The organism is Streptantibioticus ferralitis (assembly GCF_029223525.1).
In the GTDB taxonomy this organism is placed as follows: Bacteria; Actinomycetota; Actinomycetes; order Streptomycetales; family Streptomycetaceae; genus Streptantibioticus_A; species Streptantibioticus_A ferralitis.
This window is the reverse complement of record NZ_JARHTQ010000054.1, coordinates 1-22,753: the sequence shown is the minus strand read 5'-3', so window position 1 is coordinate 22,753 and position 22,753 is coordinate 1. Positions and strand designations below refer to the sequence as shown.

General features: G+C 70.8%; 20 protein-coding genes and 1 pseudogene. 14 read left to right on the top strand and 7 right to left on the bottom strand.

The window, feature by feature from the left end; translation table 11 throughout:
- The first annotated feature begins 67 nt into the window (after positions 1 to 67).
- The 5 genes from P2L57_RS38165 (at position 68) to P2L57_RS38145 (ending at position 4,897) form a co-directional block, all read left to right on the top strand.
- Positions 68 to 646 (top strand): methyltransferase family protein, encoded by a 579-nt coding sequence (locus tag P2L57_RS38165; RefSeq protein WP_275822847.1) that lies wholly within the window; start codon positions 68 to 70, stop codon positions 644 to 646.
- Positions 647 to 691: 45 nt separating this feature from the next.
- Positions 692 to 1,462, top strand: coding sequence for an SGNH/GDSL hydrolase family protein (locus P2L57_RS38160; RefSeq protein ID WP_275822845.1), 771 nt, complete (start codon positions 692 to 694; stop codon positions 1,460 to 1,462).
- A gap of 82 nt (positions 1,463 to 1,544) precedes the next feature.
- A complete protein-coding gene (gene purB / locus P2L57_RS38155; protein ID WP_275822843.1) occupies positions 1,545 to 2,978 on the top strand; it encodes an adenylosuccinate lyase in 1,434 nt (477 codons plus the stop codon).
- A complete protein-coding gene (gene mug, locus P2L57_RS38150; protein ID WP_275822865.1) occupies positions 2,975 to 3,514 on the top strand; it encodes a G/U mismatch-specific DNA glycosylase in 540 nt (179 codons plus the stop codon). The genes purB and mug overlap by 4 nt, the downstream gene beginning before the upstream one ends.
- Positions 3,515 to 3,739: 225 nt before the next feature.
- Positions 3,740 to 4,897 carry an ROK family transcriptional regulator gene (locus P2L57_RS38145; RefSeq protein WP_275822841.1) on the top strand — a complete coding sequence of 386 codons (1,158 nt, stop codon included), beginning with the start codon at positions 3,740 to 3,742 and terminating at the stop codon, positions 4,895 to 4,897.
- Between the two features lie 78 nt (positions 4,898 to 4,975).
- Here P2L57_RS38145 and P2L57_RS38140 read toward each other — a convergent pair whose 3' ends face one another.
- Positions 4,976 to 5,755 (bottom strand): GntR family transcriptional regulator, encoded by a 780-nt coding sequence (locus P2L57_RS38140; RefSeq protein ID WP_275822839.1) that lies wholly within the window; start codon positions 5,753 to 5,755, stop codon positions 4,976 to 4,978.
- 348 nt (positions 5,756 to 6,103) lie between these two features.
- Here P2L57_RS38140 and P2L57_RS38135 point away from each other — a divergent pair, with 348 nt between their 5' ends.
- The 6 genes from P2L57_RS38135 (at position 6,104) to P2L57_RS38110 (ending at position 12,893) form a co-directional block, all read left to right on the top strand.
- Positions 6,104 to 6,850 (top strand): SDR family oxidoreductase, encoded by a 747-nt coding sequence (locus tag P2L57_RS38135; protein ID WP_275822837.1) that lies wholly within the window; start codon positions 6,104 to 6,106, stop codon positions 6,848 to 6,850.
- Between the two features lie 478 nt (positions 6,851 to 7,328).
- A complete protein-coding gene (locus tag P2L57_RS38130; protein WP_275822835.1) occupies positions 7,329 to 8,174 on the top strand; it encodes an alpha/beta fold hydrolase in 846 nt (281 codons plus the stop codon).
- A gap of 86 nt (positions 8,175 to 8,260) precedes the next feature.
- On the top strand, positions 8,261 to 8,857 hold the full coding sequence (locus P2L57_RS38125; protein WP_275822833.1) for a DUF1990 domain-containing protein: 597 nt from the start codon (positions 8,261 to 8,263) through the stop codon (positions 8,855 to 8,857).
- A 78-nt stretch (positions 8,858 to 8,935) separates the two neighbouring features.
- On the top strand, positions 8,936 to 10,354 hold the full coding sequence (locus P2L57_RS38120; RefSeq protein ID WP_275822831.1) for a GNAT family N-acetyltransferase: 1,419 nt from the start codon (positions 8,936 to 8,938) through the stop codon (positions 10,352 to 10,354).
- Between the two features lie 162 nt (positions 10,355 to 10,516).
- A complete protein-coding gene (locus P2L57_RS38115; protein ID WP_275822829.1) occupies positions 10,517 to 12,250 on the top strand; it encodes a DUF885 domain-containing protein in 1,734 nt (577 codons plus the stop codon).
- A gap of 112 nt (positions 12,251 to 12,362) precedes the next feature.
- Positions 12,363 to 12,893 carry a GNAT family N-acetyltransferase gene (locus P2L57_RS38110; protein WP_275822827.1) on the top strand — a complete coding sequence of 177 codons (531 nt, stop codon included), beginning with the start codon at positions 12,363 to 12,365 and terminating at the stop codon, positions 12,891 to 12,893.
- Positions 12,894 to 12,901: 8 nt separating this feature from the next.
- Here the strand turns inward: P2L57_RS38110 and P2L57_RS38105 are convergent, their stop codons facing one another.
- Complete coding sequence (locus tag P2L57_RS38105; RefSeq protein ID WP_275822825.1) at positions 12,902 to 13,378, bottom strand: rhodanese-like domain-containing protein; 477 nt, start codon at positions 13,376 to 13,378, stop codon at positions 12,902 to 12,904.
- A gap of 94 nt (positions 13,379 to 13,472) precedes the next feature.
- Between P2L57_RS38105 and P2L57_RS38100 the strand changes: the two genes are divergently transcribed.
- The gene (locus P2L57_RS38100) at positions 13,473 to 13,919 is read left to right on the top strand and encodes an Lrp/AsnC family transcriptional regulator (protein WP_275822823.1); all 447 of its coding nucleotides are present in this window, start codon (positions 13,473 to 13,475) and stop codon (positions 13,917 to 13,919) included.
- Here P2L57_RS38100 and P2L57_RS38095 read toward each other — a convergent pair.
- Both P2L57_RS38095 and P2L57_RS38090 read right to left on the bottom strand, forming a co-directional pair.
- Complete coding sequence (locus tag P2L57_RS38095) at positions 13,909 to 16,923, bottom strand: AAA family ATPase (RefSeq protein WP_275822821.1); 3,015 nt, start codon at positions 16,921 to 16,923, stop codon at positions 13,909 to 13,911. The genes P2L57_RS38100 and P2L57_RS38095 overlap by 11 nt on opposite strands.
- Positions 16,923 to 18,083 (bottom strand): exonuclease SbcCD subunit D, encoded by a 1,161-nt coding sequence (locus P2L57_RS38090; protein WP_275822819.1) that lies wholly within the window; start codon positions 18,081 to 18,083, stop codon positions 16,923 to 16,925. The genes P2L57_RS38095 and P2L57_RS38090 overlap by 1 nt, the downstream gene beginning before the upstream one ends.
- 296 nt (positions 18,084 to 18,379) lie before the next feature.
- Between P2L57_RS38090 and P2L57_RS38085 the strand changes: the two genes are divergently transcribed.
- Positions 18,380 to 18,997 carry a MarR family winged helix-turn-helix transcriptional regulator gene (locus P2L57_RS38085; RefSeq protein WP_372516082.1) on the top strand — a complete coding sequence of 206 codons (618 nt, stop codon included), beginning with the start codon at positions 18,380 to 18,382 and terminating at the stop codon, positions 18,995 to 18,997.
- Here P2L57_RS38085 and P2L57_RS38080 read toward each other — a convergent pair.
- Positions 18,889 to 20,376: a sugar porter family MFS transporter gene (locus P2L57_RS38080; protein ID WP_275822818.1), complete on the bottom strand. Its 1,488-nt coding sequence runs from the start codon at positions 20,374 to 20,376 to the stop codon at positions 18,889 to 18,891. The two genes, P2L57_RS38085 and P2L57_RS38080, sit on opposite strands and share 109 nt — an antisense overlap.
- Before the next feature lie 377 nt (positions 20,377 to 20,753).
- Complete coding sequence (locus P2L57_RS38075) at positions 20,754 to 21,380, bottom strand: YigZ family protein (protein ID WP_275822816.1); 627 nt, start codon at positions 21,378 to 21,380, stop codon at positions 20,754 to 20,756.
- A gap of 354 nt (positions 21,381 to 21,734) precedes the next feature.
- On the opposite strand from P2L57_RS38075, the gene P2L57_RS40485 reads away from it, so the two are divergent.
- Complete coding sequence (locus P2L57_RS40485; protein WP_308292561.1) at positions 21,735 to 22,274, top strand: DUF6542 domain-containing protein; 540 nt, start codon at positions 21,735 to 21,737, stop codon at positions 22,272 to 22,274.
- A 41-nt stretch (positions 22,275 to 22,315) separates the two neighbouring features.
- Here P2L57_RS40485 and P2L57_RS38065 read toward each other — a convergent pair.
- Positions 22,316 to 22,630: pseudogene (locus P2L57_RS38065) on the bottom strand (HNH endonuclease); the annotation flags it as partial.
- Positions 22,631 to 22,753 lie beyond the last annotated feature (123 nt).

The following is a 22,753-nucleotide window of genomic DNA, read 5'->3' as shown; positions in this document are numbered from 1 at the left end:
GGTGCGATCGTGAAGTCGAAGGTCCCGCCGCGGGCTACGGGGTCGCGGAACGGTCGGAGGTGCCGTCATGCATCACGCTGTGAACGTCGCGCTCGTGATCACCATCTGGGTGTGGGTGGCGGCTGAAACCGTGCTGCAGATACGGCAGCTGCACCGGAGCGAAAGCACCGAGCGCACGGAGTGGCTCAGCCTCCTTCTCATTCCGGTACTGATCGTCGGCGGCATCCTGCTGTCCGGACCGGTACGGCACGCGGTGCCCGCCCTGTCGTACTCCACACACTCGGTGGCGGTACGGATAGCGGTGCTGGTGGTGGCCTGGGCCGGGATAGCGTTCAGGCTGTGGGCGATCATCGCGCTCGGCCGGTTCTTCCGTGGCACGGTGCACATCCAGCACGGCCATCGAGTCGTCAGCACGGGTCCTTACCGCTGGGTACGGCATCCCGCGTACAGCGGCATGCTGCTGGCGGCCCTGGTCCTCGCCCTGCTGATGGGCAATGCGGCGTCCTGGCTGGTGTTCACCGCCTGCTGTCTGATCGCACTGGGCTATCGCATACGGGTGGAGGAGCGGATGCTGCTCGACGCGCTCGGCGAGGAGTACAGGGCGTATGCCGCCCGCACCCGCAGACTCATACCCGGCGTCTGGTGACGCCTGGGCAGCCCGGAACGGCGACCGGATAGGATCGCCCGCGCCATGGAGATCGATGTCCGGTTCACCAGTTTCACGGCCGTGGGTGATTCCTTCACCGAGGGCATGTCCGACGACCTTCCGGACGGTACCTACCGCGGCTGGGCGGATCTGCTGGCGGCTCGGCTCGCCGCCCACTCGCCCGGGTTCCGCTACGCCAATCTCGCGGTGCGGGGGAAGCTCATCGGGCAGATCGTCGAGGAGCAGACGGAGCCCGCGGCGGCGATGGGCGCGGAGCTGGTGACGCTGGTCGGTGGGCTCAACGATGTGCTGCGGCCCAAGTGCGATGTCGCGGAGGTCTGCGCGCGGCTTGAGGAGGCGGTGATCAGGCTGGCCCCGAACTGTCGGCAGCTGGTGCTGATGCGCAGCCCGGCCCGGCGGGGATCCGTGATGGAGCGGATGAGGCCGCGCATGGAGCAGTTGTTCGACTTCATCGACGAGCTGGCGGCCCGCAACGGCGCGTTGGTGGTGGACCTGTTCTCGTCCGAGGCGCTGGGCGATCCCCGGATGTGGGCGGATGACCGGCTGCATCTGAACGCCGAGGGTCACCGGCGGGTGGCCGAAGCGGTGTGGCAGGCGCTCGGCCATGAGGCGTGGTTCGACTGGGACGCCCCGCTGCCGCCGTATCTGCCGCCGGGGTGGCGGGCGCGACGCGCGGCGGACATACGCTTCGCCCGCGAGCACCTGATCCCGTGGATCGGCAGGCGGCTCACCAACCGCTCCTCGGGCGACGGCCGACCGGCCAAGCGCCCCGAGCTGCTGCCGTACGAGGGCTGAGCGCACCGAGACCGCACTAGTAGCAACGCACAAACCGGACCACGGCGCTCACCTGCGCGAACCGCCAGTAGACTCTGGTCACGTGACCGTTAAGCCGCGCATCCCGAACGTCCTGGCCAACCGCTACGCCTCGGCCGAGCTCGCCACCTTGTGGTCCCCCCAGCACAAGGTGATCCTTGAGCGCCGACTGTGGCTCGCCGTGCTTCGGGCTCAGCGAGACCTCGGGATCGATGTGCCGGAGCAGGCACTGGCGGACTACGAGCGGGTGCTGGAGCAGGTCGATCTCGACTCCATCGCCGAGCGGGAGAAGGTCACCCGGCACGATGTGAAGGCACGCATCGAGGAGTTCAACGCCCTCGCCGGCCATGAGCATGTGCACAAGGGCATGACCTCGCGTGATCTGACGGAGAACGTCGAGCAGTTGCAGATCCGGCTCTCGCTGGAACTGGTGCGTGACCGCACCGTCGCCGTGCTCGCCCGGCTCGGCAAGTTGGCTGCTGAGAACGCCGAGTTGGTGATGGCGGGCCGTTCGCACAACGTCGCGGCGCAGACCACCACGCTCGGCAAGCGTTTCGCGACCGCCGCCGATGAGTTGCTGGTCGCCTTCGAGCGGGTCGAGGAGTTGCTCCGCCGCTATCCGCTGCGCGGCATCAAGGGTCCGGTGGGCACCGCTCAGGACATGCTCGATCTGCTGGGTGGCGACACCGCCAAGCTCACCGAGCTGGAATCCCGGATCGCCGCGCATCTGGGCTTCTCGCGGGACTTTACCTCGGTGGGCCAGGTCTACCCGCGCTCGCTGGACTACGAGGTCGTCTCCGCGCTGGTGCAGCTGGCCGCGGCTCCATCCTCGCTCGCCAAGACCATCCGGCTGATGGCCGGACACGAGCTGGTGACCGAGGGCTTCAAGCCGGGCCAGGTCGGCTCCTCCGCGATGCCGCACAAGATGAACACTCGTTCCTGTGAGCGGGTCAACGGGCTCGCGGTGATCCTGCGCGGCTATGCGTCGATGGCCGGGGAGCTGGCGGGCGACCAGTGGAACGAGGGCGATGTGTCGTGCTCCGTGGTGCGCCGGGTCGCGCTGCCGGACGCCTTCTTCGCCTTCGACGGGCTGCTGGAGACGTTCTTGACGGTGCTGGACGAGTTCGGCGCGTTCCCCGCGGTCATCGCCCGCGAGTTGGACCGCTACCTGCCGTTCCTGGCCTCGACCAAGGTGCTGATGGCCGCGGTCCGCGCCGGGGTGGGCCGCGAGGTCGCCCACGAGGCGATCAAGGAGCACGCGGTGGCGACCGCCCTCGCGATGCGCGAGAAGGGCGCCGAGCGCAACGAACTGCTGGACCGGCTGGCCGAGGATGAGCGGATTCCGCTGGACCGGGCCGGACTTGAGGCGCTGATGGCCGACCGGCTGTCCTTCACCGGTGCCGCCGCCGACCAGGTCGCCGCGGTGGTGCGGCGCGTCGAGGAGGTCGCCGAGCGCTACCCGCGGGCCGCCTCGTACACGCCCGGGGCGATCCTCTGACGCCCGAGGAACTGGCGGCCGCCCGCGATCGCACCATTGCGGATGTGATCGCGGGCAACCTCCGGGTGCTCTTCTGCGGCATCAACCCGGGGTTGCTGTCAGCCGCCACCGGCCATCACTTCGCCCGTCCCGGCAACCGCTTCTGGCCCGCGCTGCACGCTTCCGGCTTCACCCCACGCCAACTCGCGCCCGCCGAGCAGGAAGAGCTGCTCGACTACGGTCTCGGCATCACCAACGTCGCAGCGCGCGCAACCGCTCGAGCCGATGAGCTGAGCGACGAGGAACTGCGCGAGGGCGGGCGGGCGCTCGTCGCCTCGGTGCACCGTTACCGGCCGCGGTGGCTGGCCGTGGCGGGCATCACCGCGTACCGCACCGCCTTCGGTGAGCGTGCTGCCAAGATCGGCCCGCAGGAGCGCGTCATCGGCACTACTCGGATATGGGCGCTGCCCAATCCGAGCGGCCTCAACGCCCACTGGACACCGCGCACCATCGCCGAGGAGTTCGCCCGGCTACGGGCCGCCGCGGGCGACAGCTGAGACCGGGCGAACGCCAGCAGGGCCCCGACGGCCGGTGAGTGGATCAGTGCTGGTCCGGACCAAGTTGGCCCCATTCGCCGCATTGCGTCACGCCAGGTACGATCCCGCCACACGCGCACTACCCCCAGGCCCCGTCCGGCAGATCTCCATGGGTCAGCCCTGACGGGACCAACGCGCACGCGCGCGCGTTCGGTGGGGCCATGCGCACGGTCAGGGAGGCGGACGTTGGGGCGGCTCACCGGTGGGGACCCCTCCCTGCTGCGCAGAATCAATTCAGCGGTGGTGCTCCACACGCTGCGTGGTGAACGATCCCGCACTCTGACCGAACTGGTCCGCGCCACCGGCCTGTCCAGGCCGACCGTTGAGGGCGTCATCGAAGGTCTGACGGGGTCCGGTCTCGTGGTGGAGGCGCCCGCCGACCCGGGTGACGTCCGTAGGCAGGGACGCCCCGCCCGCCGGTTCCGGTTCCACGCCGAGGCGGGCCATCTGCTGGGCATCGAGATCGGTGTGCACCAGGTGCGGGTGGTGCTCGCCGATCTCAGCGGCCGGGTACTGGACTCGCTCGGGCACGACCTCGATGGCCTGCTCCCCGCGGACGACCGGCTGGAGCGGGTGCGGGTCGCGGTCGCGGACCTGCTGCGCGGTTCCGGGGTGGCGCGCAGCACGCTGTGGGCGGTGGGCGTCGGCAGTCCGGGAATCGTGGAATCGGATGGCACCGTCCGGTTGGGCACCGCCATGCCCGGGTGGACCGGGCTGCCGCTGGGTGACCGGTTGCGGCGCTCGTTCCGCTGCCCGGTGCTGGTGGAGAACGACGCCAACGCCGCCGCGGTCGCGGAGCACTGGATGGGCGCGGCACACGGCAGCGATGACATCGTTTTCGTCATGGCCGGGCTGAGTCCAGGTGCCGGATCGCTGATCGGCGGCCGGTTGCACCGCGGCTTCGGCGGCGCCGCGGGCGAGATCGGCGCACTGCACCTGCTCGGCCGGGAGGCGACTCCGGAGCGGTTGCTGTCCACCACGGGCACGCCGTTGGATCCGTTGGACGAACCCGCGGTGACCCGGGTGTTCGGGCTCGCCCGGGAAGGCGACCCGCGGGCCCGTGAGGCGGTGGAGCGCTTCCTGAGACGGCTGGTGCACGATGTGGCGGCACTGGTGCTCGCGCTGGATCCGGAACTCGTCGTCCTGGGCGGTTGGGCGGCCGGACTCGACGGTGTACTGGAGCCGCTGCGCGACGAGTTGGCCCGCTACTGCCTACGCCCGCCGAAGGTCGCGCTGTCCGCGCTGGGCGAGGAGGCGGTGGCCATCGGCGCGCTGCGGCTCGCGCTCGACCATGTCGAGGAGCAGCTTTTCGCGGTGGAACAGGCCGCCCCGGCCCGCCCATGAACGGAACCCGACGAACCGCGTATCCGGAACCCGACGAGCCCTCGGGAAGAGTGGCGACCTTCGGGTAACGCAAGGCCTTCAGGAAGCGTGGCGGCGCTCTCGGTTGGCGTCAGCGCCGTGGTGGGTGATCTCCATGGCGCCCGTGTCGCCGAAGGTCAGCCGGCAGGTGTCGGCCCGGTACGTCGCCACGGCGGCCGCCGCGACCCGCCCGGCGGCGAAGTAGCGAGTGGTGACGAGCAGTACCGGGGCGCCGGGCAGCCGCTCCAACTGCTTGGCGTCCTCCGCGCGGGCCGAGCCGAGTTCGACGGAGCGGTCCTCGCCCTCCAGCTCAAGCCGGTGCAGCTCGCGCAGCACGGCGTGCGCGTGCGCCACTGGGGTGAGCAGCTCCGGCAGCCCCGGCACGGAAGCCGGGGGTACGTACAACAGCTCGGTGGCGACCGGCTGAGCATGCGTCATCCGCACCCGTCGGATGGTGTGGACCGGACGGTCATCCCGCGCGGACTCCCCGAGCAGTCGGGCCACGGACGCGGGCGCGGGCGCCTCCGCGCAACCGATGGCGCGCCATGCGTCATTGCCCTCGCCGGGCCAACTCCCCTGCGCGGGACCGACCGAGACGCCGATGCGCGGCGGGGCGACGGTGGTGCCGACACCACGGCGCCGCTGCAGCCGCCCCTCCAACTCCAGCTGTTCCAGAGCCTGGCGGAGCGTGGCGCGGGCGACACCGAAGCGCGCCGCCAACTCCCGCTCGTTGGGCAGCACCTCGCCCACCGCGAACTCCGAGTCGAGCGCATCACCCAGAACGGTCTTCAAATGCCAGTACTTCGGCTCCTGCGGCGCCTCAAGCTGCGTGGTCCCCACCCTGTCCTCCGCATCCGGCGTGTGTCGGCATGTGCCCTACGGGCCGTGCGCGCCCCGGATGTTGACCACCCTGGGGTTTCTCACCCTTATTTATTAAGGGTTGTTTCAGTACTCTCACCGCGACCATAGGACGGGCTCACCCCTTGGTCAAGACCAATCCTCACCTCCCTACCCCCCGTACACACGGCACTACGCGCAGCGTTCACGCCAAGTTCGCACAAGCCCGCCGCGCCTCACTTTTCGGGAGAATTCGGGACACTCGGCTTGGGTTCACCGGTGCGCTAGCGTTTTCGATCACCGTGCGGCATGCGATCGCCGTACGGAGGTGCGGCACTGGGAGCGAAGCAGATGAGTCCTGTCACGGTGGTCACCGGCGGCAGTCGAGGCATCGGAGCGGCCGTCGTGCTGCGTCTGGCCCAGCGGGGTCACCACATCGGCATCGGATACGAGCGCGCGGTCGACGCCGCACAGGACGTCGCCGAGCGGGTCCGCGAAGCGGGCGGCGAGTGCTTCGTGGTCCAGGTCGACACCAGTGTCGAGGAGCGGGTCGAGGAGTTCTTCGACACGGTCAAGGAGCGCCTCGGGTCGATCACCGGGCTGGTCAACAATGCTGGGATCACCGGCCCGTTGGGGCGGTTCACAGAGACTCCGGTCGAGGTGATGCGCCGGGTCGTGGACGTGAACGTGATGGGCGCGATGATGTGCGCCCGCCGCGCGGCGCTGGAGATGTCCACCCGCTACGGCGGAAACGGCGGAGCCATCGTCAACATCTCCTCCGGTGGCGCGACGCTCGGCAGCCCAGGCGAGTATGTGCACTACGCGGCGAGCAAGGCGGCGGTCGACGCGCTCACCCTGGGCCTCGCCAAGGAACTGGCGCCGGACGGAGTGCGGGTCAACTCGGTCCAGCCCGGCATGACGGTGACCGATATCCACGCGGCGATGGGCGACCCCGAGCGGCCCTGGCGGGTTCGGGGACGGGTGCCGATGGGGCGCCCCGGCGAGCCGGAGGAGATCGCCGCTGCCGTCGAGTGGCTGCTGTCCCCGGATGCCTCGTACACCACCGGAGCCGTCCTGCGAGTGGCGGGCGGCCTGTGACAGGGCGTCGGGGACGGTGTGCTCCAGACCGGTGACGATCGCCTCGGGCCGCCGAAGACCCCCGCGGGCCTGGCTCCCGGCGGCTGTCCGCCCGGCCGGGTCGGCCGTACCGCCATCCCAGCGGTCCGGCTGTGCGGTTGACCAGGCGGAACGGGGCCACCCGGCTCACAATGGCCCTGCATGCCGCCATGGGAGCGGCCGCCGGAGGGAGAGTCCCCATGCGGTACGCGGTACCGGGCACGGGAGTCGTCGGCGGGACCTCCCGGGCGAGCCTCGTCGGGCTCGGGGCGGGCGCACCCGCTGAGGTGGAGGACACGGATGCGGTCGTGCGGAGACGCGGGCTTCAACATCGGGGTGCGGAGGGCTCGTTGAGATCAAGGGCCCATCGCTTTTGTGACCGGCAAAACCCTTGTCGTAACCATCCGTCGGCCGGACAGTGTTACCCAAGGGTTACCACTGAGTAGGGACCGGAGCGAGCATGACCACCACCACGGCTACGACCTCCTTCGTCCACGTCGCCCCGGCAGGGCGGCCCACGGTGACAGCGGCGTACGAGCGGCACGGCTCGGGTGAACCGATCGTCCTGCTGCACGGCATCGGGCACCACCGGCAGGCCTGGGATCCGGTGGCCGGCGCACTGGCCGCGCAGCGCGAGGTCATCGCCATCGACCTGCCCGGATTCGGCGAGTCGCCCGCCCAGCCGCCGTCCATTCCGTACTCGCTGGACACCGCCGTGGAGGTGTTCGCCGCCATGTTCGCGTCGCTCGGCATCGAGCGGCCGCATGTCGTCGGCAACTCGCTCGGCGGACTGATCGCCCTCCATCTCGCGCGGGCCGGCCAGGTGCGAAGCGTGACCGCGCTGTCGCCTGCCGGGTTCTGGACCGAGCCCGAACGGATCTACGCGTTCACCGTGCTCAGCACCATGCGGCGCGGCGCACTGCTGCTGCCGCCCACCACGGTCGAGCGGCTGTCCCGGTCCGCTGCCGGGCGGGCGGCGCTGACCGGCAGCATCTACAACCGCCCCGGTCGACGGTCGCCCGAGGCGGTCGCCGCCGAGACCAGGGCGCTGCGCGAGGCGCCCGGCTTCGAGGCCACCTTGTCGGCAGGCCGCAAGGGTGCGCTGTTCGACGGCGACATCTCCCGGGAGATCCCGGTGACCATCGGCTGGGGCACCCGCGACCACGTCCTGGTGCGGCGGCAGGGCATCCGGGCCAAACGAGTGGTCCCGCACGCCCGGCTGATCCGGCTTCCGGGATGCGGTCATGTGCCGATGAACGACGACCCCCGGCTGGTCACCCGGGTGATCCTGGACGCGAGCCGCTGACCCACGCCCCTGCCCACCGCCTGCGCCCCGCCCGGTTGTCAGTGCCTCGGTCTAATGTGGGAACCACGAGGCAAGGGGGTGGGACGGTGGGCACGTTCACATACGACGAGGTGGGGGCGACGCGGCACGGCGGTGAACTCCCGCCGCCCGGATACCACTTCTTCCGCGTCCGTACCCGGGTCGGTGACGGGCCGTCGGCCCTGACCACCGCCGGTGCGGCGGTGCTCAGCTGGCGGATGCACCGCGCGATGGGCGTACGGATGGACTCCCCCGCCGCCGAGGCGGCGCCGGGCGTCCAGGTCGTGGTGGGGCTCGGCGCCGGGCGATGGCGAATACAGGCGCCCTGCGAGGTGGTGTGGACGGTGCGCGAACCGCACCGGATCGGCTTCGCCTACGGGACACTGCCGGGCCACCCCGAATGCGGCGAGGAGTCGTTCATCGTCGAGCAGGACGGTGATGGGGCGGTCTGGTTGACCATTACCGCGTTCAGCCGGGCGGCCAGTTGGTACATGCGCGCCGCGGGACCGCTGGGACGGGTAATGCAACGTGCCTACGCCCGGTGGTGCGGCGTGACGCTGCGCCGTTTGGCACGGTCCGCCACGTCCCGATCCACCGCATCCGGCACCGGCCCCACCACGACCGCCACAAGAAACCGGATGGATGGCAGTAAAGGGGGCAACTAACCCCACAACGGCCCTCCTTTACCCATCCGTCACGAAGCGTTCGTGATCACGCAACACGCGTTCGACAGGGTGGGTCCCATGCAGCAATCGTCACACTCGCAAGCCGTACACCCGGCGGGCAGCCGCCGAGGCCGCCACCACTGGCGACGGGAGGCGGTGGAGCTCGCGGCGGTCTTCGTCGCCGTCGCCGCGGCCGACCTCGCCGCGAACCTGATGGCCCACGGTCCCGGCGGGCCCGTACTGCTCACCGGCTCCGCCGCGCTTCTGCTGGCGGTCACCGGATTCCACACATGGTGGTCACGCCGCCACGGTCACTCACCCCCGGGCGCGGATACCGGCGGGGCCGCAGCCGGACAGCGGGCAGAGCACGGCCGGTACGCCACCGCGACCCCGGTGGTCAGCGAGTCCGTGCTGTGGCGACTGCGCACCACCGTGCGCGACACACCGGGCAGCCTTGCCGTGCTGTGCGGTGCGCTCGCCACCGAAGGCGTGGACATCCTCACCCTGCAGACCCATCCGCTCTCCGACGGCACCGTGGACGAGTTCCTGGTGCGCGCCCCCATCGCCCTGCAGTCGCAGGAGCTGACCCGGACGGTGTCCTGCGCGGGCGGCCGTGACACCTGGCTGGAGCGGGCGGACACCCACGACCTGGTGGACACCCCGACCCGGGTACTGACCCTGGCGACCCGCACCGCCCTGGACGCCGCCGAACTCCCGCTCGCGCTGCGCCAACTACTCGGCCGCTGCAGGATACGGTCACTGCCCGCGGGCGGCACCGAACTGCCGCCGGTGGACGGCGAGTTGGCGGATTTCACACTACGGCTGCGCGACCCCAAGGGCGGCGCGATCGTCATCGAGCGTCCGTATCTGCCGTTCACCCCCACGGAGTTCGCCCGGGCCCGGGCACTGGTCGAGCTGGACGCCCAGTTGGGCGACCGGGTGCCGCGCCACCGCGATGTGCTGACCCTGCCCGAGGGCAACGAGATCACGGTGCGCCGCGCGGACCCCGCCGACCTTCCGGCCGCCCTGGCGATGCACGACCGCTGCTCCCCGACGACGCTGAGCCGCCGCTACCACGGTCCGATAGGTGATGCCGCCCGCTATCTCGGCCATCTGCTGAGCCCGCGCCATGGCCGCACCCTCGCCGTCGAGACGGCTTCCGGCAGGCTGGTCGCCCTCGGGCATCTGCTCTGGGACGGCGATGAGACCGAGGTCGCACTGCTGGTGGAGGACGAGTGGCAGCGGCGCGGGATCGGCGCGGAACTCCTGCGGCGACTGGTCACGCTCGCCGAGGAAGCGGGCTGCGGCGCGGTGTACGCGGTCACCAAGTCCGCCAACACACCCATGGTGGCAGCCATGCGCAGCCTCGACCTGCCGTTGGACTACCTGGTCGAGGACGCCACCATGGTGGTCACCGCGACCCTGTCGCAGACGGCACAGCGCACGCCCCACACGTACCTACAGCCCCAGTGGCAGCACAGGGCGCGCGATCTCTGACGCGCCGCCCCGCAAGGCCGTCCACCGCACCACACCGTCCGCCCGACCAGGCCAGCACACCCGGCCGGGCGGACGGCGGAAGCGGTGGTCCGGGCAAGCACCGCGGAGAGCACCAGCGCAAAGTGATCGACGCGGGACCGGCTCCCGTACCAGGATGTCCGCATGTCCGATACATCTGACGCTGCCAAGAGCCGCCAAGACCAGCGGCTCCCGCGGGCGATCGCCGATGCCTACGTTGACGCACTGGCCGAACTCGACCCGCTCACCGGCCTCTACCTCGGCCTGAACCCGGGCGACGACCGTCTGCCCGACTTCTCCCCGGAGGGCTTCGAGGCCCTCGCCGACCTGTCCCGGCGCACCCTCGCCGAACTGGACGCCGCCGAGGCGGCCGGCCCCGACTCCCCGGCCGTTCGGGACGAGACCGAGCGCCGCTGTGCACGACTGCTGCGCGAACGGCTCACCGCCGGGCTCGCCGTGCACGACGCGGGTGAACGGCTGCGGTGGATCAGCAATCTCAGCTCACCCGTGCACTCGGTGCGCGAGGCGTTCACGCTCATGCCCACCGAGACCGACGCGGACTGGGCCGCGATCGCCGGACGGCTGCGGAACGTGCCCGAAGCGCTCACCGGATACCGCACCTCACTGGCCACCGGCCTGGAACAGAACCTGCCCGCCGGGCCCCGCCAAGTGGAAACCGTCATCGGGCAGTTGACCGAGTGGACCGGTGGCGAGCGCAGCTGGTTCGCCGAGTTCGTCTCCGCCGGGCCCCAGGAGCTGCGCGCCGAACTCGACGAGTCCGCCGCCGAGGCCACCGCCGCCGTCGCGGAACTGCGGGACTGGCTGCGGGACACCTACGCCCCCGCGGTGCGGGACACCTCGGATCCGGTGGGTCGCGAACGGTACGCCCTGTGGGTGCGTGAATGGACCGGCTCCGACCTGGATCTGGACGAGGCGTACGCCTGGGGCTGGGAGGAGTTCCACCGTATCCACGACGAGATGCGCGTCGAGGCGGAGAAGGTGCTGCCCGGCTCCACTCCGCGCGAGGCACTGGCCCATCTGGAGAAATCGGGCGAGGTCGTCGAAGGCGTCGAAGCGGTGCGCGCCTGGCTCCAGGAGCTGATGGACGAGGCGATCAGCGCACTCGACGGCACGCACTTCGAGCTCGCCGAGCCGGTGCGCAAGGTCGAGGCGATGATCGCCCCCGCGGGCAGCGCCGCGGCGCCGTACTACACCAGCCCCGCCCTGGACTTCTCCCGCCCGGGCCGGACCTGGCTGCCGACGCTCGGACGGGAGCGCTTCCCGGTCTACGACCTGGTCAGCACCTGGTACCACGAGGGCGTACCCGGCCACCATCTGCAACTGGCCCAGTGGGTGCACGTCGCGCCCCAGCTCTCCCGCTACCAGGCCTCGGTGGGCATGGTGAGCGCCAATGTCGAGGGCTGGGCGCTGTACGCGGAGCGCCTGATGGACGAGTTGGGCTTCCTCACCGATCCGGGCCGCCGTCTGGGCTATCTCGACGCGCAGTTGATGCGCGCGGTCCGGGTGATCATTGACATCGGCATGCACCTGGAGCTGCCGATCCCCGCGGAGTCCGCCCGGCGGATCGGCTGGGCTCGAAGCGACGGCGAGCGTTGGACGCCCGAGGTGGCCCGGGAGTTCTTCGGCCTGCACAGCGGCCGCCCGGCGAAGTTCCTGGACAGCGAGCTGGTGCGCTATCTGGGCATGCCGGGCCAGGCGATCGGCTACAAGCTCGGCGAACGCGCCTGGCTGACGGGCCGTGCGGCGGCCCGCCAGGCACATGGCGCCGACTTCGACGCCAAGGCATGGCACATGGCGGCCCTTTCACAGGGTTCGCTGGGCCTGGACGATCTGGTGGACGAGCTGTCCCAGCTCTGACCGCTGCCGGCTTCGGTGGTGGCGGCCGCGCGGCAGGCCCGGCCGCCACCAACGATCCCGGCGACGCTGGCCGCGCCCCGCCACCGCGCCGGTGGTGTAAGGAGAGTTGTTCATGGATCTGAGTACTTCCTACGACGGCGAGCGGCTGGTGCTGCGCGACGGGCGGGTCGCGTTGCGCGAGTTCGCGCCAGAAGAGGCGGCGCGGATAGCCGACGGAGAGCGCGACGGACTGCGGTGGGTGGACGGCGACCCCGGCGAGGGCACCGTGGTGGCGGCCGAGATGGCGGCGAAAGCCTGCGCGGCCGGGCAATACCGGCCGCACTGGGGGCTCTTCGCGATCCTGCGCACCGAGGACTCGGTGGCCGTCGGGGGCATGGGCTTCCACGGCCCGCCGGAGGACGGTGCGGTCGAGGTCGGCTACGACCTGTCGGTGTCCAGCCGAGGCGCGGGCTGGGCCACCGACGCCCTGCGGCTGCTCACCTGCTGGGCGCTCGAACAGCCTGGGGTGCACACCGTGCTGGCGGCGACCGAGCCGTTCAACCGGCCCTCGCAACGCGTGCTGGAGCGCGTCGGATTCATCCGGGTCGAGGACCGCGAGGGCCTTTGGGCGTTCGAGCTGACCAAGCCGGGACCGCCAGCCTGACCCGGTGTTCAGCAGCCGCAGTCGTCCGCGCCGACCGGCGCCGTAAGGCGGTCCGCGGGGAGCTGCTCGCGACCGTCTGCGGTCTGTACGGCGAAGCCTTCCCGGACCCAGTACTCGACGCCGCCCAGCATCTCCTTGACCTGGTAGCCCGCGCTCGCCAGCGCGTAGGCCGCCTTCGTCGCGCCGTCACAGCCCGGCCCCCAGCAGTACACGACGACGGGCACCGCCGGGTCGAGGAGTTCGCCGGCCAGCCGGGGGATCTCGGCGGTGGGCAGGTGCACCGCGCCCGGGATGTGCCCCTGGTCCCAGGCCCGCCGGGCACGTGAGTCAACCACGACGAAGTCAGCGCGCGCGCTCTCCAGCGCGGTGTGCACATCGGAGGCATCGGTGTGGAAGGCCAGTCGGGCGGCGAAATAGGCGGCGGCCGCCTCGGCGGAAGCGGCCGGAGTGCGCAGCACGGGACTGGATTGGATGCTGTGGGTCATACCGGGAAATCTATGGTTCAGCGGACCGTCGAGGAACCGATGATCCCCGGCGATCGCCTTGCCATGCCGGGTTTTCCCCTGCTATTCACCGGTCATGACCGCGTATTCCCTCGACGCCACCGACTGGCGCATCCTGGAAGCCCTCCAGCGTGACGGCCGGGCCAGCTACGCCGAGTTGGCTCGTACCGTGTCGATGTCGGCGAGCGCCGTCACCGAACGGGTTCGGCGGCTGGAGGAGGCGGGTGTGATCACCGGATATGCGGCGGTCATCGACCATGAGCGGATCGGGCTGCCCATCCTCGCCCTGGTGCGGCTGCGCTATCCGCACGGCAACTACCGGCCGTTCCACGATCTGCTCGCCGCCACACCGGAGATACTGGAGGCGCACCATGTCACGGGCGACGACTGCTTCGTGCTGAAGGTCGCCGCCCGTTCCATGCGCCACCTGGAGGAGACCACCGGCCGGATCAGCGGCCTGGGTTCCGTGACCACGAGCGTGGTCTACTCCTCACCGCTCACCCGGCGGCCGCTCACCCTCTGACGCCCGCCGGGGACGCCGTCCGCTGCCGTACCAGGGAGCCGTCGCGGCCCTTGACGACCTCCAGTTGGGCCGGGATGCGCTGACGCAGATCGGCGACATGGCTGACGATGCCCACGGCGCGGTCCCGTTCCCGCAGTCCGTCGAGTACGTCGAGGACCTCGTCCAGCGTCTGTTCGTCCAGGCTGCCGAAGCCCTCGTCGATGAACAGGGTGTCCAGCCGGACACCTCCTGCCTCGTCGGTGACCACATCGGCGAGACCGAGGGCGAGGGCGAGGGAGGCGAAGAAGGTCTCGCCGCCGGACAGGGTCGTGGTGTCCCGCTCCGTGCCGGTCCAGGCGTCCACCACCCGCAGCCCCAGGCCCCAGCGGCCGCGCCCGGAGATCCTGGCGTCGGTGTGCACCAGGGTGTAGCGGCCGGAGGACATGCGCCGCAGCCGGATGCTCGCGGCGCTCGCCACCTGCTCAAGGCGGGCGGCGAGGACATACGACTCCAGTCGCATGCGGTACTGGTTCTCCGCGGAGCTGCCGGACACCAGTTCCGCCAGCCGCTTGAGGCGCGCGTACTCCTCGCGCAGCGGCGCCAGTTCGGCGGTCTGCCGTTCGGCGTCGGCCGACAGACGGTCGAGTTCGGCGCACCGGGATCGTGCGGCCTGCCGTGCGGCGAAGGCCTCGCGCAGTCTGCCGCTCGCGGTGTCGAACACCGCCCGCTGCCGCTGCGGGTCGGCGGGGGGCAGGCTCGTGGCGGCGAGGACGTCGGGATCCGCCAGGACCTGGGCGACGGTGGCCTGCCGCGTCTGGTACTCCTCGATCCGCTCCCGCAGGGCCCGCAGCTCTCCCGGGTCGAGGCGTGCTTCGGCCGCTTCCAGCGGGGTGCTGAATCCGGCACGGCAGGCGGCGTCCGCAAGACGCTGCTGCGCTTCAACCAGGCGGTGTGCGGTGCCGGACGCGGCTTTCGCCGCATCCGCGGCTTCGGTGTAGGCCGCCGCGAGCCGCTCCAGGCGGGAGGCGTGTTCGCCGACGCTCCCCTCGCCGTTCAGCACCTCCGTCAACTGGGCCAGCAACAGGGCGAGTTCGGCGTCCAGTGATTCGCGGCGGGCGAGCAGGTCGGCGGCTCGTGCACGTGCCGCCTGCCGGGCGTCCACCCGCCGCTGGTGTTCGAGCTCGGCCAGTTCCCATGCCTCACGGGCGGGTCGCACATCGGCCGCCGCCCGGCGCGCGTCATCGTGCGCGGGCTCCAACTGCGCGACCTGATCGGCCAGTTCAGCCGCCGTACGGGCGCCCGCCGCCTCCCGCGCGGTGGCGAGCCGCTCCCGCAGGGTGTGCAGCTCGATCTCGGCCGCACCCCGGGCCTCGTCGGCCCGCAGGTAGTCGGCCTCGGCCCGCTCCTCGGTGGCACGGTCGACATGCCCGGCGCCCGGCTCGGCCGGTGCCGGGTGGTCGGCCGAGCCGCAGACCGGACAGGGCTCGCCGTCGGCCAACTCCCCGGCCAGCTCCGCGGCTATGCCGCGCAGTCGCCGGTCCTTCAGCTCCAGCCACTGCTCCCGTGCGGTGGCCGCGTTCTCCCGGGCGTCCAGCAGTCGCTGGGCGGCGTACCCCTCCTGGGCGATGAGCTGGTCACGGCGGCGTGCGGCATCTCGGCTCGCCCGTGCGGTGTCCAGCTGACCGGCGAGCTGGACGGCACGCTGTGCGGCCTCGTGGGCGGTGTCGATACGCCGCTGGTGGTCGGCCCGTGCCTGGTCCCAGTCGGCGAGCCAGGCATCGGTGTCGCGGGCGGCCTCCTCGTCGTCCGCGACCTCGCGGTCGAGTCCGCCGCGGACCGCGGTCAGCTCGCTGACCCGCTGCTCGGCCCGGCGGGCCGTGTCGAGGCGGCCGAGGTCCTCGCGCAGCTGCCCTGCCTGCTGGGCGAGTTGGCCGGGATCGGCGTCGGTGGGGCCGTCGGGGAGTTCGGCGGCGGTGCGCTGCCGAGCCGCCTCGGCCGTGCGATGCTCACGCTCGGCGGTGTCGCGCGCGTCAAGTGCGGGGGCGACCTGCTCGGCGGCGCGGGCTCGCTCCAACCGGGCGCTGGCCGCCTCGTACTGCTCGCGCCCGGCTTCCAGCTCCGCCGAGCGGGCCTGTGCCTCGGCGTACCGCTGCTGGAGAAGCGCGGTCTCGCGGGCGGCGTCCAGACGCTCTTCGGTTTCCCTGAGCGCCGACTCGGCGGCGGACAGGGCGAGGTCGGCGATCTCCTCCTGCTCCCGGGCCGCGGTACGGGCGAAGGCGGCCCAGGTCAGCACCTCCGCGGCCAACTCCGGTTCGCCCGGGGCGGTTTCGGGCAGCGGCAGTTCATCAGCGGCCTGACCGGCCGCCTGCCGCATCTGATGGGCCAGCGCGATCAGCTGCTGGTCCTGTGCCCGTACCCGGCCCTCGACGGCGCTGCGCTGCTCGAAGAGCCAGCTCTCCGCGCCGACGAAGCGGCCGGTGCCGAAGAGTCTGCCGAGCAGCTTGCCGCGCTCGGTGGCGTCGGCCCGCAGAAACGTGGCGAAGTCGCCCTGCGGCAGCAGCACCACCTGGCAGAACTGCTCCTTGCTCATGCCGAGCAGTTGCTTGATCTCCTCGCCGATCTCCTGGTGGGAGCGGCTGAGTGCGGTCCATTCACCACTGCCGGGCAGTAGTTCACGCAGCGCGCTGAACTGTCTGTCCACCGTGGTGCCGGTGCCGCGCCGCTTGGGGCGTTCCTGTTCGGGGCGGCGGGTGACCTCCAACCGCCGCCCGCCGACGCTGAGTTCCAGCACCACCTCGGTCAGCTGGTCCGGATCCGCGTGGTCACTGCGCAGCCGGATACGCGGCCGAACGCCCGGCACCTCCCCGTACAGCGCGAAACACACCGCGTCGAGCACCGATGTCTTTCCCGCGCCCGTCGCACCGTGCAGCAGGAATATCCCGCCGGAGGAGAGTTCGTCGAAGTCGATCTCCTCGGTGCGGCGATAGGGACCGAAGGCGGTCACCTTCATCCGGTGCAGCCTCATCAGACCGTCTCTCCCGCGGCCGCACGTACCCGCGCCGCGTCCAGCGCGTGGTGCAACACGGTGCGCTCCCCGGCGTCCGGGCCATGGCCGCGCACATGGGCGACGAAGTCCTCGGCGATCTGCTGGTCGGTACGGTCACGCAGCCGTTTCGCGTACGACACCAGAGGGTCCACGGCGGCGCCCTGCGGCTCGAAGTCAAGCGCCAGCACATGCGCGAAGCGCCGGGAGAGACGGGCCATCGGATCGTACGGACGCTGCGCGTCGGTGAGCGTCGCCTCCACCCACGCGTCCTCTTCGGCCTCCAGCGCGGGATCGGACAGCAGCTCCTCCAGCGTGCCCTTGATCCTGGCCAGTCGGCGCGGCACCGGGCAGTCCACCCGCTCGGCCGAGATCTCACCCTCCGGCCCGAGGTCGACCAGCCACATGCCCTTGCGGTGCAGATGCTCGGAGAAGGAGTACGCGAGCGGGGAGCCGGAGTAGCGGATCCGCTCGGTGATGGTTTGCGCGCCGTGCAGATGGCCGAGTGCCGCATAGTCGACCCCGTCGAACACCTCGGCGGGGACGGCGGCGACGCCGCCCGCGGTGATGTCGCGTTCGCTCTTGCAGCCGACTCCGCCCGCGACGAAGGCATGGGCGAGGACGACCGAGCGGGTACCGGCCGGGCGGGCGGCGAGGTCGGCGCGGACCCGGTCCATGGCGGCGCTGAGCACGGTCGTGTGGTCGGCCCGGTCGGCGGCGAACTCGGCGCGGACCAGGAGGGGTTCGAGGTACGGCAGCCCGTACAGCGCCACGTCGCCGTGCTCGTCGCGCAGCATGACGGGGGTACCGCAGTTCTTCGGCGTGGTGCGCAGATGGATACCGGCACGCGACATCAGCCGCGCGCCCACACCGAGACGGCGCGCGGAGTCATGGTTGCCGGAGATCATCACCGTGGGCACACCGAGTTCGCCGAGCCGGTGCAGTGCGGAGTCGAAGAGCTCGACGGCGGGCAGCGGCGGCACCGCACGGTCGTATATGTCGCCCGCGACGAGGACCGCGTCAACACGCTCGGCACGTACCGTCTCCACCAAGTGGTCGATGAAGGCCTCCTGGGCGGTCAGGAGGTTCACCCGGTGGAACGACCGTCCCAGGTGCCAGTCGGATGTGTGCAGCAATCTCAAGAGGCCGCTCCGACCTGCACGTTTCCCCCAACTCCGCCCCAATGACCAGCACGAACCAGCACGGGCTCGCGATCAGCACTCACCACGTTAGCGTCTGTGGGTACCTGATCCACCACGGACCTCGGCTTTTCATCCACCCTCGGCAGTAGAACGCCCACCCGGCCGGGTCGTAGCGTCCGGATGCTGCGGCTGCTGCAGAACGGGCAGACGGCCATTGCAGTTGGCAATAATGCAGGTAATGCCAGAAATCCACACAGTCCGGACACACGGTTGTTCGACTCTGGATGACGAGGGCCATGGAGCAGCATGTGAACGGCAACGGGCGACCGCACTCCGCAGAGCCGCCGGGCAGTGACACCGTCGAGGAGGTCCGCGCTGCCGTGATGGCCGCCTCGCGGCTGTTCGTGGCGATCTCCGCCCGCGCGCTCGCCGACATCGATCCCAGCCTGACGTTGCCCCAGCTGCGCACACTGGTCGTTCTGGAGAGCCAGGGGCCGGTCAAGCTCGCGGCCCTCGCCTCCGTGCTGGGGGTGAACCCGTCCACGGCGATGCGCATGATCGACAAACTCGAGGCGATCGGGTTCGCGGTCCATCACCTCTTCGACGAAGAACGTCTCCAGCGGGTCGATGGAGTACTCCCGGGTCAGGTGCAGGCCGCGGCGGGCGAGCAGGAGCGCACCCAGCGCTGGGCGGCACGCGCTTTGAGCGGCCGCACGCAGGCGGCACATGCGCCGGACGTGACCGTCTTATGGGTAGCCGCCGCAGCGGGGAACCAGAACTGTGCGCCGCCGCGGGTCACTTGGCATCACCGAGGCGCCTCCCCGGTCGCAGATCTGGTGTGCGCGGCCTGCTCCTCGTACAGGTGGATGATCTCGTCGACCGAGAGCCCCTTCGTCTCGGGCAGGAACGTGTAGACGAAGCCGATGGCCACGACGGCCAGTCCCGCGAAGCAGACCAGTACCCAGGCCAGGCCGATCCCGCTCTGCCAGGTGGGGAACACCACGACGAGGACGAAGTTCGCCAGCCAGTCCGCGGCCGCCCCGATGGCGGCCGCGCGGCCGCGTACCGCCGTCGGGAAGGTCTCGCCCTGGATGAGCCACCCCGTGCCCCCGACGCCTACCGCGAAGGAGGCGATGAACAGATTGAGCCCGATCATCACGACGAGGATCTGCGCGGTGCCGTGCAGGAAACCCAACCCGAAGGCGGCGACCAGCGCCGAGACCGCCATGCCGCCGTAGCCGCCCATGGCCATCCCGCGTCGGCCGATCCGGTCGATGTACTTGAACCCGAAGTACGTCGCCCCGACGTTGACCGCCGTCATGATCGCCGTGACCTCCACCCCCGCGATCGCAGAGTCCACGGTCACTCCGTGCCCGCCCGACTGGAACAGCGGCGCCAGCAGGCGAGGGCCGTAGTAGAGCGGCACGTTGATGCCGGTGATCTGCTGGAAGGTGAAGAACACGCAGATCACCACGAGCGCCCGGCGCACTCCCGGCGTCCAGTCGCTGATCCGCGCCTCACCTTTGCGGGCCTCCTCGGCTGCGCGGAGCTGCGCCGCCGTACGTTCCACCTGTTCGATCGTCACCTCGATGCCCAGTTGCCGCATGGCCTTCTGGACGCCGACGTAGCGCCCCTTCTCCAGCAGCCACCGCGGTGACTCGGGCATCCTCGTGCGCAGTACCAGTCCGACAAGCGCCGGTAGGGCTCCCAGGCCGAAGATGAGCCGCCAGTCGATCCCATAGGCATGGCCCGGCAGGGATCGCAGGATCACCAGTGCCACGATGTACGAGATGAGAATGCCCACCGTGATCATCCATTGCTGGAGCATGCTGAGCGCTCCGCGCCGCTGCGCCGGGGCGTACTCGGCGATGTAGGCGGTGGCGATCGCCGAGTCCGCGCCGATGGCCAGGCCGATCAGCGTACGGGCGGTGATGAGGACCCAGGCATGCCAGGTCACCGCCGACAGCAGCGCCCCCACGGTGTAGATGGCGGCGTCGGCGATGAGCAGCGACTTGCGGCCGAACAGGTCAGTGAGGGGCCCGGCCAGCAGCGCCCCCACCGCTGCTCCGACCGACGCCCCCGCCACCAGATAGCCGAGCGCGAAGCCGCTGAGGTGGTACGGGACGAAACTCAGGGCCGACCCGATGTTCGCCGTGTCGTACCCGAACAGGAATCCGCCAATGGTGGCAAGGAGCGTCAACGACCAGTAGAACGACGTCGCTGAGCGCTGATCCAGCATCTCCAGCACGTTCTGACTGTCGCCGTACTGATCCCCCGCAGCATGAACGCTCACCAGACAGCTCCCGTATCGCCTTCCTGACATCGGGAGTTCCAGGAAGCCGGGAAAGTATGCCGAGTGTCACCCGCACGTACCCCGAAGCAGGCACGGACGGCGGCCGGACAGCATGTGATGCGTCACTACTGAAGTCAGCATGTGATGCGTCGCTACCGAAGTTGAAGGCCGTCCACGGAAGCACCGCGGCGGCCCTCGACGTCCACCCGGCTTCGAGGACGAGGCAAGCTCCTCGAAGAGGCCGCAGCCAATCGAGCCTGCTCCCGTCGCCAGACCACTCCGTCCCCGAGCGTATCGGTGGGCACTGACAGCATGGGCGGCGACCGTCATATCAACAGCCATCCGGTATCCATGGCTTCGTCCGTGCCGTACTCCGGTCAGAGTGTGCCGTACGTCTCTCCCCCGAGTTCCAGCAGCGCGGTGCCCGCGCTGGCGTCGGCCAGCCAGCCGCGGAAGGCGTTGAGCTCGGCCTCCGGCAGGCCGACCTCGATGGTCACGGCCGCCGCGTACCGTACCTCGCGTACCGCGCGGCCGGTGGCCCGCAGATCGTTCTCCAGCCTGCCCGCCCGCTGGTGGTCCACGGTGATCGTGGCCAGCCGGTACCGGCGCCGGGTCTCGGTGCCCAGGGCGTCCAGCGCCTCGCCGACCGCCCCGCCGTACGCCCGGATCAGCCCGCCCGCGCCCAGCTTGACCCCGCCGAAGTAGCGGGTGACCACGGCGACGGCGTAGCGGACGTCCCGCCGCATCAGCATCTGCAGCATCGGCACACCCGCGGTGCCGCCGGGCTCGCCGTCATCACTCGCCTTCTGCAGCCCCGCGTCGGCACCGATGACGTATGCGAAGCAGTTGTGGCTGGCGGACGGGTGCTCGGCGCGGACGCGACGGATGAAGTCCTGGGCCTCCTGCTCGGTCGCGGCGGGCGCGAGCGAGCAGATGAAGCGGGACTTGTTGATCTCGGTCTCGTGCACGCCCTCGCGGGCGATCGTCCGGTACTGCTCCTGCATCCGTCCAGCCTATGCGCACCCGCGCGAGCCATCGGAGCCGGTCGGCGGTGCGGTGGCGGCTGACGGGGAAGCTGGTGATCATCAGGCCGATGGCCGCCCGGGCCCGCGGATACGGACGATTCGCTTTCCTTCTGACTTCGTTCGGATCGAGCGCCGCTGTACCGAAGCAGGGAAGATGTCAAATGGCCGTGCCGAAGCATCACTTGGCGTTGCGCGTACCGGCGCGGCTGTGCAACCTGAGGCGGGTGTGAAACGTCCTGTGATCGGGAGTACTCCGCCGCCACGGCGTGGGACGCCGTACACAGCCGGGCCGAAACATCGGCCGACCGGACGCCGACCGGACGGGGAACGTGAATGACAGTTCAGCGCGCGGACGGGACAGGTGGCTCCAAGCATCTGATGGGGGACGCGTCCACGCCCGCATCGCGGGGCTCTCACCGGGTACCGGGTCCCCGGGGGCGAGCCGCATCGGATGCCGGACACAGCTCCAGGGCAGCGGCAAGGACCGGGCGGAGCCAGACCGGTAGGACAGCGCCGCTGGCATGGGGCCTGCCGGTGGCCGGTGCCGTCGTGGACGAGCTGGCGGGCTCGGCGTTGGGCTGGGGTCTGGTGATCACGGCGGTCGTCGCGGCGGGCGTGGCGGCGGCGAACTGTTCGCGGGCGGGAGCCTGGTGGGTGATACCGGCGCCGCCGCTGGTAGTGGCGGCGGTCACGGTGGCCGCCGAGGAACTGGCAGGCGGGGCGAGATCGCACGGTAAGGGTCTGTCGACCACGGCGGCGCACTGGGCGATCGACGCCTTCCCAGCCATGGCGGCGGCCGAGGTCATGGTGATCGCCGTGCTGGCGGTGCGGTTCGTCCGGGCCAGGCGAAGCCGCCGCAACACTGGTACGTGAGGAGCGCGGCGCCGGGTCCCGAGGACGGGCGCCGCGCGGCCCTAAGCGGCGGCGGGGTGCTTGAAGACCTGTCGGTCGTGCCACGTGATGAACGCCGGGTCGACGGGTGGGTTGCCCGGGCGCGGTGCGGCCACGGTTCTCCCCGCCAGGGCATCCACCGCCCGACCGGCGTCGTTGCGGGCGACGTACCGCCCGGACACCCGTATGCGCAGGTCCGGGGTGAGTCCGAGTACGCCAAGATCGAGCAGGGCGTGGTGCAGGGCGCACAAGGCGAGCGCGTTACGCACCTCGTCGGGGCCGTTCTGGCTGTGCCAGCGCACATGGGCCGCCTCCAGACCCACGGGATTGCGCCCTAGTAGTGCTTGGTCAGATTGGTATTGGGGTGGGTATGTCGCGGTGGCATGTGGGGCAGGCGCCGGTCCAGGTTGCGAGGAGTGTCTGTATCTCGCGGATGACTGAGTAGAGGCTCAGGCCGGCGC

Excerpts from the sequence above, each read along its gene's own strand:
- P2L57_RS38095 (WP_275822821.1), bottom strand. The coding sequence starts at position 16,923 with ATGAGGCTGCACCGGATGAAGGTGACCGCCTTCGGTCCCTATCGCCGC.
- P2L57_RS38110 (WP_275822827.1), top strand. The coding sequence starts at position 12,363 with ATGGATCTGAGTACTTCCTACGACGGCGAGCGGCTGGTGCTGCGCGAC.
- P2L57_RS38105 (WP_275822825.1), bottom strand. The coding sequence starts at position 13,378 with ATGACCCACAGCATCCAATCCAGTCCCGTGCTGCGCACTCCGGCCGCT.
- P2L57_RS38085 (WP_372516082.1), top strand. The coding sequence starts at position 18,380 with ATGGAGCAGCATGTGAACGGCAACGGGCGACCGCACTCCGCAGAGCCG.
- P2L57_RS38100 (WP_275822823.1), top strand. The coding sequence starts at position 13,473 with ATGACCGCGTATTCCCTCGACGCCACCGACTGGCGCATCCTGGAAGCC.
- P2L57_RS38120 (WP_275822831.1), top strand. The coding sequence starts at position 8,936 with ATGCAGCAATCGTCACACTCGCAAGCCGTACACCCGGCGGGCAGCCGC.
- P2L57_RS38160 (WP_275822845.1), top strand. The coding sequence starts at position 692 with ATGGAGATCGATGTCCGGTTCACCAGTTTCACGGCCGTGGGTGATTCC.
- P2L57_RS38135 (WP_275822837.1), top strand. The coding sequence starts at position 6,104 with ATGAGTCCTGTCACGGTGGTCACCGGCGGCAGTCGAGGCATCGGAGCG.
- P2L57_RS38075 (WP_275822816.1), bottom strand. The coding sequence starts at position 21,380 with ATGCAGGAGCAGTACCGGACGATCGCCCGCGAGGGCGTGCACGAGACC.
- P2L57_RS38165 (WP_275822847.1), top strand. The coding sequence starts at position 68 with ATGCATCACGCTGTGAACGTCGCGCTCGTGATCACCATCTGGGTGTGG.
- P2L57_RS40485 (WP_308292561.1), top strand. The coding sequence starts at position 21,735 with ATGACAGTTCAGCGCGCGGACGGGACAGGTGGCTCCAAGCATCTGATG.
- P2L57_RS38115 (WP_275822829.1), top strand. The coding sequence starts at position 10,517 with ATGTCCGATACATCTGACGCTGCCAAGAGCCGCCAAGACCAGCGGCTC.
- P2L57_RS38130 (WP_275822835.1), top strand. The coding sequence starts at position 7,329 with ATGACCACCACCACGGCTACGACCTCCTTCGTCCACGTCGCCCCGGCA.